The following is a 15,553-nucleotide window of genomic DNA, read 5'->3' on the forward strand; positions in this document are numbered from 1 at the left end:
CGTCCCGATCTGGCCTGGTCCTCAGCCCTTGGCCTGGTTCAGCTGTCCGGTCACCGTGTCGAGCAGTTCGGCCCACGACTTCTCGAACTTGTCGACGCCCTCGGTCTCCAGCACGACGAACACGTCGTCCAGGTCGACGCCGACCTCGACCAGCCCGTCGAAGACCTCCTGCGCCGCCGCCGCGCCGCCGGTGACCTTGTCGCCTTCGATCTTGCCGTGGTCGGCGACCGCGTGCAGCGTCTTCTCGGGCATCGTGTTGACCGTGCCGGCCACCACGAGCTGGTCGACGTACCGGGTGTCGGAGTACTGCGGGTCCTTCACGCCGGTGGACGCCCACAGTGGACGCTGCGCGCGGGCGCCCTCGGCGGCCAGCGCCTCCCAGCGCTCACCGCGGAAGGTCTCCTCGTACGCGGCGTAGGCCAGCACCGCGTTCGCGATGGCCGCCTTGCCGCGCAGCTCCGCCGCGGCCGGGGTGCCCAGCGCGTCCAGCCGCTTGTCGATCTCGCTGTCCACCCGGGACACGAAGAACGACGCCACGGAGTGGATGCCGCGCAGGTCGTGGCCGTTGGCCTTGGCCTGCTCCAGGCCCGCGACGAACGCCTCCATCACGTCCCGGTACCGCTCGACCGAGAAGATCAGCGTCACGTTCACGCTGATGCCCTCGGCGAGCACCCGGGTGATCGCGGGCAGGCCCTCGACCGTGGCCGGGATCTTCACCAGCAGGTTCGGCCGGTCCACGGCCTTGGCCAGGTCCAGCGCCTCGGTGACGGTGGCTTCGGTGTCGTTGGCCAGCCGCGGGTCGACCTCGATCGACACGCGGCCGTCCACGCCGTCGGTGGCGGTGTAGATGTCGCGGAACAGGTCGCACGCGTTGCGCACGTCCGTGGTGGTGATCTCGCGCACGGCGGCGTCGGTGTCCGCGCCGCGCGCGGCCAGCTCACGCACCTGCTCGTCGTAGGCCGAGCCCTTGGCCAGGGCCGCGGCGAAGATGGTGGGGTTCGTGGTCACGCCCACCACGTGCTGGTCGGCGACCAGGCCGGCCAGGTTGCCGGTGTTCAGCCGCTCTCGGGACAGGTCGTCCAGCCAGATCGACACGCCCGCGTCGCTGAGCGCGGCCAGCGGATTGGTGCTCATCTCTTCCAACTCCCCTGAGAAGTCTGTGTCCTGTGGTCCGGGTTCACTTGACCTTGGCGAGCGACCGGCGGGCCGCCGCGACGACGTTCTCCGTGGTGAACCCGAACTCGCGGAACAGCGTCTGGTAGTCCGCCGAGGCGCCGAAGTGCTCGATGGACACGATCTCGCCCGCGTCGCCCGCGAACCGGTGCCACGGCTGCGCGATGCCGGCCTCGACCACCACGCGCGCCTTCACCGACGACGGCAGCACCTGCTCCTGGTAGCTCTTGTCCTGGGCGTCGAACCACTCGACGCTCGGCATGGACACCACGCGGGTGGTGATGCCCTCGGCCTCGAACACCTCGCGGGCCTCGACCGCGATCTGCAGCTCCGAGCCGGTGGCGATGAGGATCAGCTCCGGGTCGCCCTCGCCCTCCAGCACGTAGCCGCCGCGCGCCACGCCCTCGGCGGCCTTCTCCTTGGTGCCTGCCAGCACGGGCAGGTTCTGCCTGGTCAGGGCGATGCCGGCGGGGCCGGTCGGGTTCTCGACCACGGCACGCCACGCGGCGGCCGTCTCGTTCGCGTCACCGGGGCGCAGCACGGTCAGGCCCGGGATGGCGCGCAGCGCGGCCAGGTGCTCGATCGGCTGGTGCGTCGGGCCGTCCTCGCCGAGGCCGATGGAGTCGTGCGTCCACACGTAGGTGACCGCGGACTTCATCAGCGCCGCCAGCCGGACCGCCGGGCGCATGTAGTCGCTGAACACCAGGAACGTGCCGCCGTACGGGCGGGTCGGGCCGTGCAGCGCGATGCCGTTGAGGATCGAGCCCATGGCGTGCTCGCGGACGCCGAAGTGCAGCGTGCGGCCGTACGGGTTGGCGTTCCACATCTTGGTGGAGATCGACTCCGGGCCGAACGAGTCGACGCCCTTCATCGTGGTGTTGTTCGACTCCGCGAGGTCGGCCGAGCCGCCCCACAGCTCCGGCAGCACGTCGCGCAGCGCGTTGAGCACCTCACCGGACGCCTTGCGGGTGGCCACGCCCTTCGGGTCCGGCTCCCACGACGGCAGCGCGTCGGCCCAGCCCTCGGGCAGCTCGCGCGCGACGAGGCGGTCCAGCAGCGCCTTGCGCTCCGGGTTCGCCTGCGCCCACGCGTCGAACGACTTCTGCCACTCGGACTTGGCCGCCTCGCCGCGCTTGATCACCGCGCGGGTGTGCTCCAGCACCTCGTCGGAGACCTCGAACGTCTGCTCCGGGTCGAAGCCCAGGATGCGCTTGACCTCGGCGACCTCGTCCGCGCCCAGGGCCGCGCCGTGCGCCGCGCCGGTGTTCTGCTTGTTCGGCGCCGGGAAGCCGATGATCGTGCGCAGCAGGATGAACGACGGCCGCTCGGTCTCGGCCTTGGCGTTCTCCAGGGCCTCCAGGATGCCGGCGACGTTCTCGCCGCCCTCGACGACCTGCACGTGCCAGCCGTAGGCCTCGTAGCGCTTCGCGGTGTCCTCGGACAGCGCGATCGTCGTGTCGTCCTCGATGGAGATCTTGTTGTCGTCGTAGATGACGGTCAGGTTGCCCAGCTTCTGGGTGCCCGCCAGCGACGACGCCTCGGACGTCACGCCCTCCTCGATGTCGCCGTCGGAGGCGATCACGAAGATGTGGTGGTCGAACGGGCTCTCACCCAGCGGGGCGTCCGGGTCGAACAGGCCGCGCTCGCGACGCGCGCCCATCGCCATGCCGACCGCGGAGGCCAGGCCCTGGCCCAGCGGGCCGGTGGTGATCTCCACGCCGTTGGTGTGCCGGTGCTCGGGGTGGCCCGGGGTCTTGGAACCCCAGGTGCGCAACGCCTTAAGGTCGTCCAGCTCCAGCCCGTAGCCGTTGAGGAACAGCTGCACGTAGAGCGTCAGGCTGGAGTGGCCCGCGCTGAGCACGAACCGGTCGCGGCCGATCCAGTCGGCGTCGGCGGGGTCGTGCCGCATCACGCGCTGGAACAGCGTGTACGCGAGCGGCGCGAGGCTCATGGCGGTGCCGGGGTGACCGTTGCCGACCTTCTGCACCGCGTCCGCGGCCAGGACGCGTGCGGTGTCCACCGCGCGCTTGTCGAGGTCGGTCCAGTCTTCGGGCAGGTGGGCTTCGGTCAACCGGGCGATGTCATCGGTGACGGACACTGACTTCCAGCTCCAAACTCACTAGGCGGCGGTTGTGACGGCCGGCGTGAACTTAATCGATCCCGTCAGGCCCGATCCGCGGCTACCAAGGTCCGCCGGCCAGCCTAGTCCGACGAGCGGATACTCGTACCACTCACGCTCTGTGGGTGTACGCACAGGCGTAGTTGGTGCGTTCAGGGAGTACCCGAACGGGCTGCTCGACCAACGCGCGGTTACGATCTGCGCATCCCCCGACCTGTTGAGGAGCGCGACGCCATGAGTGCCGTCACCGAGGCTCCGGCGCGGTCGCCCCGGCAGGTCGTCGGCGCGTACGTGGCGCTGACCAAGCCCCGGGTGATCGAGCTGCTGCTGATCACCACCATCCCGGCGATGCTCCTGGCCGCCCGCGGCCTGCCGCCGCTGTGGCTGATCGCGTGCACCCTGACCGGCGGCACCCTCGCCGCGGGCTCGGCCAACGCGCTGAACTGCTACGTCGACGCCGACATCGACTCGGTGATGAAGCGCACCAGCGCCCGGCCGCTGGCGAAGGACTCCATCCCACCGCGCAACGCGCTGATCTTCGGCATCGTGCTCGGCATCGTGTCGTTCGGGTTCCTGTGGCTGACCACGAACCTGATCTCGGCCGTGTTCGCCGTGGCCACGATCCTGTTCTACATCTTCGTCTACACCCTGGTCCTCAAGCGCCGCACCTCGCAGAACATCATCTGGGGCGGCATGGCCGGCTGCATGCCGGTGATCATCGGCTGGTCCTCGGTGACCGGCACGGTCGCGTGGCCCGCACTGGTGATGTTCGGCGTGATCTTCTTCTGGACCCCGCCGCACACCTGGGCGCTCGCGATGAAGTTCAAGGAGGACTACGCCCGCGCAGGCGTCCCGATGCTGCCGGTGGTGGCAACGGCCCAGCAGGTCACCCGCCAGATCGTCATCTACTCGTGGATCACGGTCCTCTGCACGCTCCTCCTCGCACCGGTCACGTCGTGGATCTACGTCGCGGTCGCGGCGGCCTCGGGCATCTGGTTCGCCGTCTTCGCCCACCGCCTGCACCACGTCGTGCGACGGGGCGGCTCGACCAACACGATGAAGTTCTTCCACATGTCGAACCTCTACCTGATGCTCGTGTTCTGCGGCCTCGCCGTCGACGCCGTCATCGCCCTCCCGGTCCTGGGCTGGCCGTTCTGAGCTTGATGCACTTTCCGCATATTTGCGGATAGCGCCTCGCCTACATGGCACCGCCTCACAACCACCGGCACGCCTCTCACTCCACCTGGCACGCCCTTCCACCTCATGGGATGACACGGAGTCCGGGACCACGCTGGGTCGGGAGTTCCCGGCGGAACAAGAGGGAGACGGGACCGGGGGATGTCATCCTGTTGATCTGCCCGTCCGGCGAGGACTCTTTTAGCTTTTGGGGCTTTTCGTTCTTGCGCTAAGCCGCTACTCGAGTCCCGGCTCGATTTGACATGGGGCCCCTTACGGGCACTCCAGGCAGGCCAAAGCCGGGCAGGCCTGGCGGAAAAAGCGCCCGCCAAGCCTGCCCGGCTTCGACCAGCCTAAAGCACCCGAACCCCATGTAAAATCGGGCCTCTGCGGTTGGGCTGCGGACCCGTTGTGGTGGGTATTGGGGCTGGGCGGTGGCGGTGACCGTGGTCTCGGTGTTGGTCTTGGTTACGAGACGGCTGACAAGAGTTCGTTGACCGTCGGGTCGTCCAGCGACTCCACGATGCACGACCACAGTTCGAGGTTCGCCGTGGCCCATCGGGAGTAGGTGGCCGCTGCCTCCGGGTCGTAGAAGTAGTACCCCTCGTCGTGCTTGTCCCGCTGCTCCCCGACGATCTTGTGCGCCAGCTCCTTGAGCGTGATCCCGTTCTCTTCGAGGTACTTGGGCGCCAGCACCACCGGTGTTACCGGCAGTGCCTTGAACAGCGTGTCCGCATCCGACAACGCTTGCGCCTCCCGCGAGATGTCCCGGTGACGGGTGCGCATCTCGGCCTCTTCGACGATCACGTCCACTCGGGCGGCGACGTCGGCCGGCACGCCCGCGCGCGCCAGGATGTCCAGGCGCAGCCGCCTGCCGTCGACCGGCAGCGAATTCCTGCGGACCATGTAGTTCACGTCGTGGACGAGGGCGGCCACCTCGACCAGCGCCACGTCCGAACCGTTCCGCCGGGCGAAGTGGACGGCCTTGTCCCGCACGAAGCTGACGTGGTGCCAGCCGTGGAACTGCAGTTTCGCGGCCAGGTCGCGGCACAGTCGCCACACCTCGGCCTCGACTTCGGAGATCGCCTGTGCCGTGACCGTCCTCGTGACAGTACTCATTGGACCCTCCCGTGCCGGGTGGGCCGATGGTAGGCGCGCGCGATGATCCTTGGCGGCGATTACAGGCTGTTCGTCAGGACCTCCAACCTCGCCTCCACGGGAACGTGCCGGTGGCTGGCGCCCGTATCGGGGTCGTAGCTGAGGCTCCACGGGCTGACCGCGCGCGACTTGACCAGGAACGTCATGGTGTCGTCGGCGGCCTTCGGGATGCGGTGGAACTCGTGGGCCAGCATCGTGCCCGAAGCGCCCTCGTGGGCCTCCGCGCTGCGCAGCAGGGTGGCCGACACGATCCGCGTGCCGTCGTCGCCGACGTCGGCGGTGAAGCGTTCGTGCAGGTAGGAGCCGGACAGGATGGTGGTGCAGAAGTGGTAGCGGTGGTTGTGGATGGAGTCGGCGTAGCCCGGGCGCCAGTCGCTCTGCGGCTTGTACTCGTGCAGCCAGAACGTGAACGGCTCGGCCGGTTCGTCACGCAGGCACCAGGCGAAGTGGGTCGTGGTCTCGCGGGATCTGGCCACCAGGCGCATCTCGTCCTGCGGTGAGAGGGCGCGCAGGTGCCCGCGCAGCCTCTCCCGCAGGCCGGGTAGGCCCGCCCACTCCCGGAAACGCCTCTCGACGTGTCCCCAGTGGTCGACGACAGGGGGGTCGGCCACGGCGATGAGCGTGGCGAGCTCCGCGAGGGCGGAGAACCCGGTTGACTCGGTGAGCACGACTTATCAGCTCCCCAACTGAGCGGAGGCGGAGAATTCTTTGCGGAATCGGTGGAACTTCTCCTCGAGCGATCGGAACCCGTCCTCGGTGAGCGGGTTCCCGGTGATCTTCTCGAACAGGGCGAGGAAGTCCGCCCGACTGGTGCCCGGGGTGATGACGACGTGGAGCCCTGCCTTGGAATTGCTGATGCGCAGGAACTCGGCGCGTTCCATCCCGTAGAGGAACGAGCCCTCCGAGAACCGCACCGTGCGCGGGTAGAGCCGGATGACGCCCGCGCTGGTGTTGCTGTAGAGGGTGAGCCAGGCGCTGTCGTCGAACAGCTCCAGCCGGTCGAGCGGCGGGTCGGACACGATCGTCAGGTCGATCCGCGAGCACCGGCCGCGGGCCAGGAACAGGCCGACCAGGCCGATGGAGATCTGCTCGCGCAGCCGTGCCGCGATCGCGTCGTAGTCGCCGTCCGCGCCTTCGTTGCGCAGCAGGTAGCGTGCCCGCCCGCTGATCGCTTCACCGTCCCGGGGATCGGCCAGGACGGCCTTGAGCTCGCACTCCGACTGCGACAGCAGCAGCCGGCAGGCCGCGTACCTGCCCGCGAAGCCGCGGAACACGTACAGCCGGGTGCGCTCCAGGTCCTGCATCATCACTTGGTTGAACGCCGGGTCGGGCCGCGCGGTCGGCTCGAACACGTGCGTGGGGAAGAACTCGCGGTCCAGTGCCCGGTACTCGGCGGTGAGGTCGCGCAGCGCCTTGCGGCTCTCCTCCACGACCGGGGTGACCAGCGCCCGCTGCGCGGCCGAACTGGTGATCAACGTCTGCCCGAAACCGACCACGGCGGAGATCAACGTGCCGGTGCCGACCGACGTCAGGAACGTGCGCAACGCCCCTTGGTCCATGGTGCTGGAAATGGCCAGAGCGGCGCCGGAAGTGACGACCAGGCTCAGCAGGAGCAGACCTGTTCTGGTCCAGAACAATTCCTGTAACAGGTTGCTGCGGACGCCGTTCGGCTCCGCGGACACGATGTCACCTCCTTGGTGGGCACTCGAACGGCCGAATGCTCTCGGTATACGATCAAGTGCGCGGAGTTACTGTACTCGCGAGTACGCAACGGCGATAGCGGTAATTAGTGGCACATTTGCGGATTGGTTCCTAGATCGACAGCAGCGCACCGTGATCGGCGTTGGGCCTGCTGGTGGGGCCGCGGCGCGGCGCGCGGGGGTGAACCCTAAGCTCGTTAACCATGCGTACTGTCGGCCGTACGGCCCTGGCTCTCGTCTCCTTGTTGTCCGCCGGTCTGGCGCTGACCGCGTGCACCGCTAGCGACCGGCCGTCCACCCTCACCAACACCCCGTCCGCGACCGCCGCTCAGCCCGAGGCGCAGCAGCCCACCGAGGCCGACCTGCCCGAGCCGAGCGGCCCGCCGTGCGAGGTGGCGCAGTACCAGGTGACCGGCGCGGCGGGGGAGAAGCCCACGATCACCGTCCCGACCGGCTGCACGCCGCAGGACGGCCTGGTCGTCAAGGACCTCACCGAGGGCACCGGCCCGGAGATCAAGGCGGGCTCCACCGCCCAGCTGCACTACGTGCTGGCGACGTTCCGCGACCAGCGGACCCGTGAGGCGTCCTGGGACAGCGGCGAGCCGTTCGAGCTGGAGAACATCGGCCAGGCCAGTGTCATCCAGGGCTGGAACGAGGGCCTGATCGGGCTCAAGGAGGGCGGCCGCCGGCTGCTCGTCGTGCCGTCGGACAAGGGCTACCCGAACGGGTCGCGTGACATCCAGCCCGGCGAGACGCTGATCTTCGTGGTCGACGCGGTCAAGGTCCAGGGCTGAACCGAGCCGCGCCGGACAACGGAAGGGCGGTCCCTCGTCGGGGCCGCCCTTCCGCGTCTCTTGCTCGTGGGTCGGTGTCGGCGATCAGGGCACGAGCAGCAGCTTGCCGGTCGTACGCCGGCCTTCCAGGTCCTCGTGCGCCTGCCGCGCGTCGGCCAACGGGTAGCGCCCGCCGATCCGCACGGACAGCGAACCGTCCGCGACGGCCGCGAACAGCTCACCGGCCCGCCACTCCAACTCCTCCCGGGTGGCCACGTGCGCGCCCAGCGACGGCCGGGTCAGGAACACCGACCCCGCGTGGTTGAGCCGCAACGGGTCCACCGGCGGCACCGCACCGCTGGACGCGCCGAACAGCGCCAGCATGCCGCGCGGCTTCAGGCTGGCCAGGCTCCCGTCGAACGTCGTCTTGCCGACGCCGTCGTACACCGCCGCCACGCCGACGCCGTCGGTCAGCTCACGCACCTTCGGCGCGAAGTCCACCTGGTCGTACCTGATCACCTCGTCGGCACCGGCCTCGCGCGCCAGCGCCTCCTTGGCCTCGGTGGACACCGTGCCGATCACCCGCGCGCCCCGCGCCTTGGCCAACTGCACCAGCAGCAACCCCACACCACCCGCGGCGGCGTGCACGAGGACCGTGTCGCCCTTCTGCACCGGGTACGTGGACGCGACCAGGTAGTGCGCGGTCAGCCCCTGCAGCAGCAGCGCGCCCGCCGTGTCGTCGTCCACACCGTCCGGCACCGCCACCGCGTCCTTGACCGGCACCACGGCCTGCTGCGCGTAGCTGCCGAGGGCCTGCGCCCACGCCACCCGGTCACCCACCGCGAGACCGGTGACGTCCGGTCCGACCGCGCTCACCCGGCCCGTGCCCTCCAGTCCCGGCCCGAACGGCAGGTCCAGCGGGTAGCGGCCCTCGCGGTGGTAGCAGTCGATGAAGTTCACCCCGGCGGCGGCCACGTCCACCAGCAGCTCACCGGGGCCGGGCGCCTTCGCCTCGACGTCGGCGAACTCCAGCGCTTCCGGTCCACCGGTCGCGCGCACCACCACTGCCTTGGGCATGTGTTCGTCCTCCTGTCGCGATGTCCTACGTCAGACGCCAACCGCCGGACCGGCCCGCCTGTTCCGCTTCTCACCCACCGAGAGCGACCTTGCGGGCCAACCCGAGCGGCAACGCGCCCGCGCCCGCGATGGTGTCGTGGAAGTCGCGCAGCGACCCGGTGTACTCCGACCGGATCCGCTCGATCTCCAGCGCCCCGGTCAGGTACGACGGCGCCTGCGTCGGCCACGCGCAGTACCGGTTGACCTCGCCCGCCGCCGTGCCGGGCGTGAGCGACGCCTTCGTGGTCATGAACTCCTCGGCCTCCTCGACGCCCATGTCGCCGCAGTGCAGCGCGGTGTCCACGATCATGCGCGCCGCCCGGAACAACCGCGCCTCGACGTGCGCCAGTTCCTGCGCCCGCGCGGTGGCCGCGTCACCGACGACCTCGGCGCTGAAGTAGCCGTGCTCGCGCAGCAGCTTCTCCGCGTACAGCGCCCAGCCCTCGGAGAAGTACGGCGTGCGGAACACCTTGCGCACCGGCCGGTCCTGCGCGGCCAGCCACGACAGGTGCCAGTGGTGGCCGGGGTACGCCTCGTGCACGGCGATCGTGGCCAGCTGGGCGCGCGAGTTCGTGCGCAACCGCTGGGTGGTCTGCTCGGCGGTGAACCCGTCCGGTGGGAACGGCACGAAGAAGTGGCCCGTCCGCTGGTCGGTCAGCGGCGGCGGCGACATGTAGGACGCCACCGACAGCACCGGCCGCTGGAACGTCGGCGAGGGCACCACCCGGCACTCCTCGCCCTCGGCGAACGTCACCAGGCCGTGCTCGACCAGGAACGCCCGCGCCCGCCGCGTCTCGGCCTCGTACTCGGCGCGCATCGCCTCCGGCGTCGGCGGGTGGTCGTCCTGGAACGACGCCATCACCGCGTGCCAGTCGTCGGTCCCGGCCAGCTCGCGCATCTCCGCGTCCAGCTCGGCGTAGGCGGCCTTGCCCCGCTCGTGCAGCTCGGCCGCGCCGTACCCCAGCACCTCCTGCTCCCGCAGCAGCGTCGAGTACAGCTGTTCGCCCATCCGCCAGTCGCCACCGGCCCGGCCCGCGAACTCGTCCAGGAACACCGCCAGCTCGTCGAACGCCCGCGCGGCCGGTTCGGCGGCCTCGGCCAGCTCCGCGCGCAGCCCCGGGTCGGACACCTCGGCGGGCAGCGTCACGGTCAGGAACGCCCGTCCGGTGCGCGCCTGGTCGGCGGCCCGCTTGACGATCTTCGGCGCGGCCACCTCCGGGTCCAGGTTCGCCCGGCACGCGGCCAGCACCGCCGGCACCTCGGCCAGCCTCTTCACCACGCTCGCCACCAGTTCCGGCTCCGGCCGCAGCCGGTTGAGGAACGCGCTGAACAGCGGGTACAGCACCGCGGTCGTGTAGGTCGACGGGTCACGCCGCCACGCGGGCCACGTCGCCTTCGCCCGCACGCCGCGCAGCACGGCGACGACGAGGTCCCGGTCCACCGACCCCTGGAGGTCCGCCGCCTCGACCGCGGTGAACCGGTCGAGCCACGCGTCCGCGCCGCGTTCGTATTCGGTGAACGCGCTCGCGCTGAACTCGCCGAGGGTGTGGTCGTGGGCGAGCGAGCCGAGCATCGCGGCACTGCCCGGGTTGCGGTCGAAGTGCCACGCGAGGAACTGTTCGACCAGGTGGGTGAGCTGTGGGGTATCTGTCACGCCCGCAAGCTACCCCGCGACCGGGCGGTCCGGCAGGTGCCCGGAATTCCCTTGGCCCTTGCCCGTTGACGCTTTAAGTTCTCCCGCGTCACCCGGAGGGGGAATGGCCGTGAAGCACAACAACCCGGAATTCGCCGAGATCGCCCGGCGCGCCACGATCCTGCGCACGCAGGTGGGTTCGGGCGACCGGTCCAGGGCGTGAACGGCGGTGCGTCGGCCGTGAGGTTCACCTGGAAGTGATCTTGCCGACCGTCGAACGCAAGTTCGACAATTGGTCCGTGTCGGCTGAGCCAACGTTGATCGAGCATCCCCATGACAGGCCAGTGCGCGCGGCGGCCCGACGCGTCGACCGGTCCGATCCGGTGGGGTGGCACGGTCCCGACTCCTACTTGGACGACACGCTGTTCCTCACTCACCGGGGCTGGCGGGCCTACGACGAGATCATGGACGGAGAACCGGTCGGCACCGTCGACCGGGCGGGCGGCAGGCTGGAGTTCCAGCTGCCCACCGGGCGGATGGCCCGGCCGTACAGCGGGCCTGTCCACATCTTCAGGCACCGGTACACGGCTTGTGCCGTGACGCCAGGTCTCCGCATGTGGACTTCGCCGGTCAACCGGGGTCCGTGCGGGCGGATCGGCAACTCCTACCGCACCGAAGCCGCAGCGTGGGCCTTCCGCCCCGCGCGAGAGCTGACCAAGTTGCACCACGTACGCGTGGCCGGCACACCACGAGACGGTGAGCACTCCGTCAGCGACGGGACGCTCGCGCTCGTGGGCGCATACGTGTCGGAGGGCCACGTGGCCAAGCGGCTCTCGACCGGCGCGGCATCGGTGCTCGGGTTCAGCCAGAAGCTCGGGGGCCGTCTGGAACCGGTCCTCGCGCGAGTCGGTCGGGACCACGAACTCCGCAAGTACAGCTACACGCGGCACGACGGCGGTCGTCGTCGGCCCTGCGAGTACGCGGTCTACACGCTGGCCGATCGAGCGGTCGCGGCGGCTGTGGTCGAGGAGTGCGGGAGCGGGTCGGCCGGGAAGAAGCTGCCGGGTTGGGCGTTCGACTTGTCCGCCCGACAGGCCGAAGTCCTGTTGGCCGCGCTTATGGCGGGCGATGGCACCCGTTGTCGAAGCGGCTGGCAGGTCTACTACACCATCTCGACGCGGTTGGCGGGTGATGTGCAGGCGCTAGCGGTCGTCGCGGGCAGGCGAAGTGTCGTTTGGGGGGCCGTACCAGGGCGGGATCTACCAGGTCATGGTGCAGGAGCCGGGCCGGGAGCACGAAGCGCTGACGATCAGGGGCAACCTGCGGGTGGAGGAGGTCGTAGACCGGAGGGTGGTCTGCTTCACCGTGCCCAACGAGACTCTGGTCACCCGGCGGGAGGGACGCGTCGCGATGCACGGCGGCATGGCCTCTGCCGCCGTGAGTGCGGTCACGTGCGCGGAAGTTACCGGCAGGTTCTAGTCTGGCCGACGTGGCAGAGGACAAGAAGATCGGGCGCGCGGTGAAGACGGCGACGGCGTTCGTGGCCGCGCACGGCAAGCCCGCCCGCGCGGTCGTGCAGAACGTCGGGCGGGCCGGTGCGCGGGTCGTGCTGGTCGGTGACGACGGAGCCATGGGCGACGTGGTGCTGCCGGACGTGGCGTCGGCGGAGTCCGTGTGCGAGGCGGTCGCGGACCTGGAGCGGCACGAGTGGGACCGCGAGACGACGGCCGCGGTGAAGATCGGGCCGGCGCACCGGCGCAAGATGGCCGGCCGGTGAAGGTCGTCTTCGCCACCTGCGAGTCGCTGCCCACCGGTGACGGTGACGACGACGCGCTGGTCGACGCCCTCGCCGACGTCGGCGTGCACGCGTCCTGGACGACGTGGGGCGCGCCGACGTCGGCCGACCTGGTCGTGCTGCGGTCCACCTGGGACTACCCCGAGCGGCTGGCGGAGTTCCTGGCCTGGTGCGACGCCGAGCCCGCGCTGGTGAACCCGGCGTCCGTGGTGCGGTGGAACACCGACAAGACGTACCTGGTCGACCTCGCGCGGCACGGCGTGCCGGTGGTGCCGACGGCGGTGGCCGGGCCGGGCTTCACCGACTGGCCGGACGGCGAGTTCGTGGTGAAGCCGACCGTCGGCGCCGGGTCACGGGGCGCGCTGCGCGTCGCGGCCGGCGACCACGGGACGGCCGCCGCGCACCTGACCACCCTCGACGTGCCCGCGCTCGTGCAGCCGTACCAGGCGAACGTCGACTCGGTCGGCGAGACCGCGATGGTGTTCCTGGGCGGCCAGTACTCGCACGCCTTCACCAAGGGCGCGATGCTCACGCCGGACGCGGAGTACGACGAGTCCGGCCTGTACATCGTGGAACGCCTGTCCGGCGCGACGCCGTCACCCGCGCAACGCCGGGTCGCCGAGGACGTCGTGGACGCCGCCGCCGAGCTGACCGGCCTGCGCCGCGACGACTTCCTCTACGCCCGCGTGGACCTGATCCCGGGCGCGGACAACGCCCCGCTGCTGCTGGAACTGGAGCTGGTCGAACCGTCGCTGGGCTTCCGCCAGACCGACTCCACCGCACCGCTCCGCTTCGCCTCGGCCGTCCGCGCCGCCCTCTCGAAGCGCTAGGCTAGGAAAGCGGAACGCCGGAGCCGAGCGCTCCGGCGTTCCGCCGCGTCACTTCAGGCCCGAACCGATGCCGGTCAGCGACCGGACCTCCATCTCGGCCTGCTTGACCGGGTCGGCCTTCTCCTTGCTGAGGACCGTGCCCAGGTAGCCGCACAGGAACGAGAACGGGATCGACACCAGTCCCGGGTTGCTCAGCGGGAACCAGGCGAAGTCGACGTCCGGGAAGATCGACGACTTCGCGCCGGACACGGCGGGGGAGAACGCCAGCAGGAAGATGCACGACCCGAGCCCGCCGTAGATCGCCGACAGCGTGCCCGGCGTGTTGAACCGCTTCCAGAACATCGAGTAGATGATCGTGGACAGGTTCGCCGACGCCGCCAGCGCGAACGCCAGCGCCACCAGGAACGCCACGTTCTGCCCGTTCGCGGCGATACCGCCGACGATGGCCAGCAGACCGACGGCGACCGCGGTCAGCCGGGCCACCCGCACCTCCGACCGCGGGTCGGCCTGGCCGCGCTTGATCACGTTCGCGTACACGTCGTGCGCGAAGGACGCCGACGCCGTCAGCGTCAGACCGGCCACCACCGCCAGGATCGTCGCGAACGCCACCGCGCTCACCACGCCCAGCAGCACCGCGCCGCCGACCTCGTAGGCCAGCAGCGGCGCGGCCGAGTTCTCGCCACCGGGCGCCGCGGTGATCTCCTTCGACCCGACCAGCGCCAGCGCGCCGAACCCGATCACCAGCGTGCACAGGTAGAACGTGGCCATCATCCACGTAGCCCACACCACCGAACGGCGCGCCTCGCGGGCGTTCGGCACGGTGTAGAACCGCATCAGCACGTGCGGCAGCGACGCCGTGCCCAGCACCAGGGCCAGCGCCAGCGAGATGAAGTCGAGCCGGCTGGTCGGGTTGCCGCCGTACCGCACGCCCGGCTCGGTCACCTCCGGCCCGAGCGGAGTGTTGCGCGAGGCCGTCTCCAGGATCGCCGACAGGCTGAAGCCGAACTTGCCGAGCAGGAACACCGACAGCAGGGTCACGCACATGATCAGGAAGACGGCCTTGATGATCTGCACCCACGTGGTGCCCTTCATGCCGCCCACCAGCACGTACAGCACCATGACGATGCCCACCACGGCGATGATCACCGCCTGGCCGACCTTGCTGTGCACGTCCAGCAGCAGCGCCATCAGCGCGCCCGCGCCCGCCATCTGCGCGATCATGTAGAACAGCGAGATCACCAGGGTCACGTTGGCCGCCGCGGCGCGGACCGGGCGCTGCCGCATCCGGAACGCCAGCACGTCGCCGAGGGTGAACCGGCCGGTGTTGCGCAACCGCTCCGCGATGATCATCAGGCCGAGCAGCCAGGACACGACCCAGCCGATCGAGTACAGGAACCCGTCGTAGCCGTTGACCGCGATGCTGCCGGAGATGCCGAGGAACGACGCGGCGGACAGGAAGTCACCCGAAAGCGCGATCCCGTTCTGCGGCCCGGTGAAGCTGCTGCCCGCGGCGTAGTAGTCCGACGCGGTGGCGTTGCGGCTGCCCGCCCGGTACACGATGTAGAGGGTGATCAACACGAAGACGCCGAAGACGCCCAGGTTGATCGCGGTGTTGCCGCCCATCAGGCCTGGTCCTCCGCAGTGAGCGAGCGGACCGCGCGCACCTGCGGGTCGAGCTTGTGCCGCGCGTAGCGCGCGTACGCCAGGGTCAGCGCGATGGTCGTGACGAACTGCAGCAGCCCGAGCAGCAGACCGAGGTTGATCACGCCCCACACGAGCGTGCTCATGAAGTCCGGCGCGTACGCCGACAGCGCGACGTAGCCCAGGTACCACAGCAGGAACCCGCACGTGGCGGGCACCACGAAGATCGCTGTGCGGCGGCGGAGCTCGCGGAAATCGGCGCTCGCCTGAAGCGCGACGAAGTCCGGCTCGCCCGCTTCGTCGACCAACAGGCGTGAACCCGGGTCGTCGAAAGTGGCGAAGCCGCGCCCGCCGCGGGCGGGTCCGGAATCCGTCGGAGGCAGGATCGCCTTCGTCATCAATCCTCCACGGGGATTTGCCGCGCACGCTCCAGGCGCGG

General features: G+C 70.0%; 14 protein-coding genes. 5 read left to right on the forward strand and 9 right to left on the reverse strand.

Annotated elements, in window-relative coordinates; all coding sequences use genetic code 11:
* Positions 1-21 precede the first annotated feature (21 nt).
* Both tal and tkt read right to left on the reverse strand, forming a co-directional pair.
* Positions 22-1,134, reverse strand: a complete 1,113-nt coding sequence (tal, locus tag A6A25_RS26785) for a transaldolase (RefSeq protein WP_073894641.1) — start codon at positions 1,132-1,134, stop codon at positions 22-24.
* 43 nt (positions 1,135-1,177) lie between these two features.
* Positions 1,178-3,271, reverse strand: coding sequence for a transketolase (gene tkt / locus A6A25_RS26790; protein WP_073894644.1), 2,094 nt, complete (start codon positions 3,269-3,271; stop codon positions 1,178-1,180).
* A gap of 255 nt (positions 3,272-3,526) precedes the next feature.
* Here tkt and A6A25_RS26795 point away from each other — a divergent pair, with 255 nt between their 5' ends.
* A complete protein-coding gene (locus A6A25_RS26795) occupies positions 3,527-4,450 on the forward strand; it encodes a heme o synthase (RefSeq protein WP_073894647.1) in 924 nt (307 codons plus the stop codon).
* A gap of 486 nt (positions 4,451-4,936) precedes the next feature.
* Here the strand turns inward: A6A25_RS26795 and A6A25_RS26800 are convergent, their stop codons facing one another.
* From A6A25_RS26800 to A6A25_RS26810, 3 genes are read right to left on the reverse strand one after another with little or no spacing between them, the layout of a single operon-like run.
* A complete protein-coding gene (locus A6A25_RS26800; protein ID WP_073894650.1) occupies positions 4,937-5,587 on the reverse strand; it encodes an HD family phosphohydrolase in 651 nt (216 codons plus the stop codon).
* 59 nt (positions 5,588-5,646) lie between these two features.
* A complete protein-coding gene (locus A6A25_RS26805; protein WP_073894652.1) occupies positions 5,647-6,294 on the reverse strand; it encodes a hypothetical protein in 648 nt (215 codons plus the stop codon).
* Between the two features lie 6 nt (positions 6,295-6,300).
* Positions 6,301-7,308: a hypothetical protein gene (locus A6A25_RS26810; protein ID WP_073894655.1), complete on the reverse strand. Its 1,008-nt coding sequence runs from the start codon at positions 7,306-7,308 to the stop codon at positions 6,301-6,303.
* A gap of 221 nt (positions 7,309-7,529) precedes the next feature.
* Here A6A25_RS26810 and A6A25_RS26815 point away from each other — a divergent pair, with 221 nt between their 5' ends.
* Positions 7,530-8,120 (forward strand): FKBP-type peptidyl-prolyl cis-trans isomerase, encoded by a 591-nt coding sequence (locus A6A25_RS26815; RefSeq protein ID WP_073894657.1) that lies wholly within the window; start codon positions 7,530-7,532, stop codon positions 8,118-8,120.
* Positions 8,121-8,204: 84 nt separating this feature from the next.
* Here A6A25_RS26815 and A6A25_RS26820 read toward each other — a convergent pair whose 3' ends face one another.
* Complete coding sequence (locus tag A6A25_RS26820) at positions 8,205-9,176, reverse strand: quinone oxidoreductase family protein (protein WP_073894683.1); 972 nt, start codon at positions 9,174-9,176, stop codon at positions 8,205-8,207.
* A 70-nt stretch (positions 9,177-9,246) separates the two neighbouring features.
* Positions 9,247-10,869 (reverse strand): DUF885 domain-containing protein, encoded by a 1,623-nt coding sequence (locus A6A25_RS26825; RefSeq protein ID WP_073894686.1) that lies wholly within the window; start codon positions 10,867-10,869, stop codon positions 9,247-9,249.
* Between the two features lie 1,206 nt (positions 10,870-12,075).
* On the opposite strand from A6A25_RS26825, the gene A6A25_RS26830 reads away from it, so the two are divergent.
* From A6A25_RS26830 to A6A25_RS26840, 3 genes are read left to right on the forward strand one after another with little or no spacing between them, the layout of a single operon-like run.
* Complete coding sequence (locus A6A25_RS26830; RefSeq protein WP_073894689.1) at positions 12,076-12,327, forward strand: hypothetical protein; 252 nt, start codon at positions 12,076-12,078, stop codon at positions 12,325-12,327.
* Between the two features lie 10 nt (positions 12,328-12,337).
* Positions 12,338-12,625 (forward strand): hypothetical protein, encoded by a 288-nt coding sequence (locus tag A6A25_RS26835; RefSeq protein WP_073894692.1) that lies wholly within the window; start codon positions 12,338-12,340, stop codon positions 12,623-12,625.
* A complete protein-coding gene (locus A6A25_RS26840) occupies positions 12,622-13,473 on the forward strand; it encodes an ATP-grasp domain-containing protein (RefSeq protein WP_073894694.1) in 852 nt (283 codons plus the stop codon). Before A6A25_RS26835 ends, A6A25_RS26840 begins: the two co-directional genes overlap by 4 nt.
* Before the next feature lie 48 nt (positions 13,474-13,521).
* On the opposite strand, the gene A6A25_RS26845 is transcribed toward A6A25_RS26840, so the two are convergent.
* Both A6A25_RS26845 and A6A25_RS26850 read right to left on the reverse strand, forming a co-directional pair.
* On the reverse strand, positions 13,522-15,096 hold the full coding sequence (locus tag A6A25_RS26845; RefSeq protein WP_073894696.1) for a solute symporter family protein: 1,575 nt from the start codon (positions 15,094-15,096) through the stop codon (positions 13,522-13,524).
* Entirely contained in the window at positions 15,096-15,512 is a 417-nt protein-coding gene (locus A6A25_RS26850; protein WP_073894698.1) for a DUF485 domain-containing protein, read from the reverse strand. The genes A6A25_RS26845 and A6A25_RS26850 overlap by 1 nt, the downstream gene beginning before the upstream one ends.
* Between the last annotated feature and the right edge of the window lie 41 nt (positions 15,513-15,553).

Origin of the sequence: Saccharothrix sp. CB00851 (assembly GCF_001905065.1) — a bacterium.
In the GTDB taxonomy this organism is placed as follows: domain Bacteria; phylum Actinomycetota; class Actinomycetes; order Mycobacteriales; family Pseudonocardiaceae; genus Actinosynnema.

What these genes read in the sequence shown, in the direction of transcription:
- A6A25_RS26800 (WP_073894650.1), bottom strand. Translation starts at nt 5,587, where the DNA reads ATGAGTACTGTCACGAGGACGGTCACGGCACAGGCGATCTCCGAAGTC.
- A6A25_RS26845 (WP_073894696.1), bottom strand. Translation starts at nt 15,096, where the DNA reads ATGGGCGGCAACACCGCGATCAACCTGGGCGTCTTCGGCGTCTTCGTG.
- tal (WP_073894641.1), bottom strand. Translation starts at nt 1,134, where the DNA reads ATGAGCACCAATCCGCTGGCCGCGCTCAGCGACGCGGGCGTGTCGATC.
- A6A25_RS26815 (WP_073894657.1), top strand. Translation starts at nt 7,530, where the DNA reads ATGCGTACTGTCGGCCGTACGGCCCTGGCTCTCGTCTCCTTGTTGTCC.
- A6A25_RS26820 (WP_073894683.1), bottom strand. Translation starts at nt 9,176, where the DNA reads ATGCCCAAGGCAGTGGTGGTGCGCGCGACCGGTGGACCGGAAGCGCTG.
- A6A25_RS26850 (WP_073894698.1), bottom strand. Translation starts at nt 15,512, where the DNA reads ATGACGAAGGCGATCCTGCCTCCGACGGATTCCGGACCCGCCCGCGGC.
- A6A25_RS26795 (WP_073894647.1), top strand. Translation starts at nt 3,527, where the DNA reads ATGAGTGCCGTCACCGAGGCTCCGGCGCGGTCGCCCCGGCAGGTCGTC.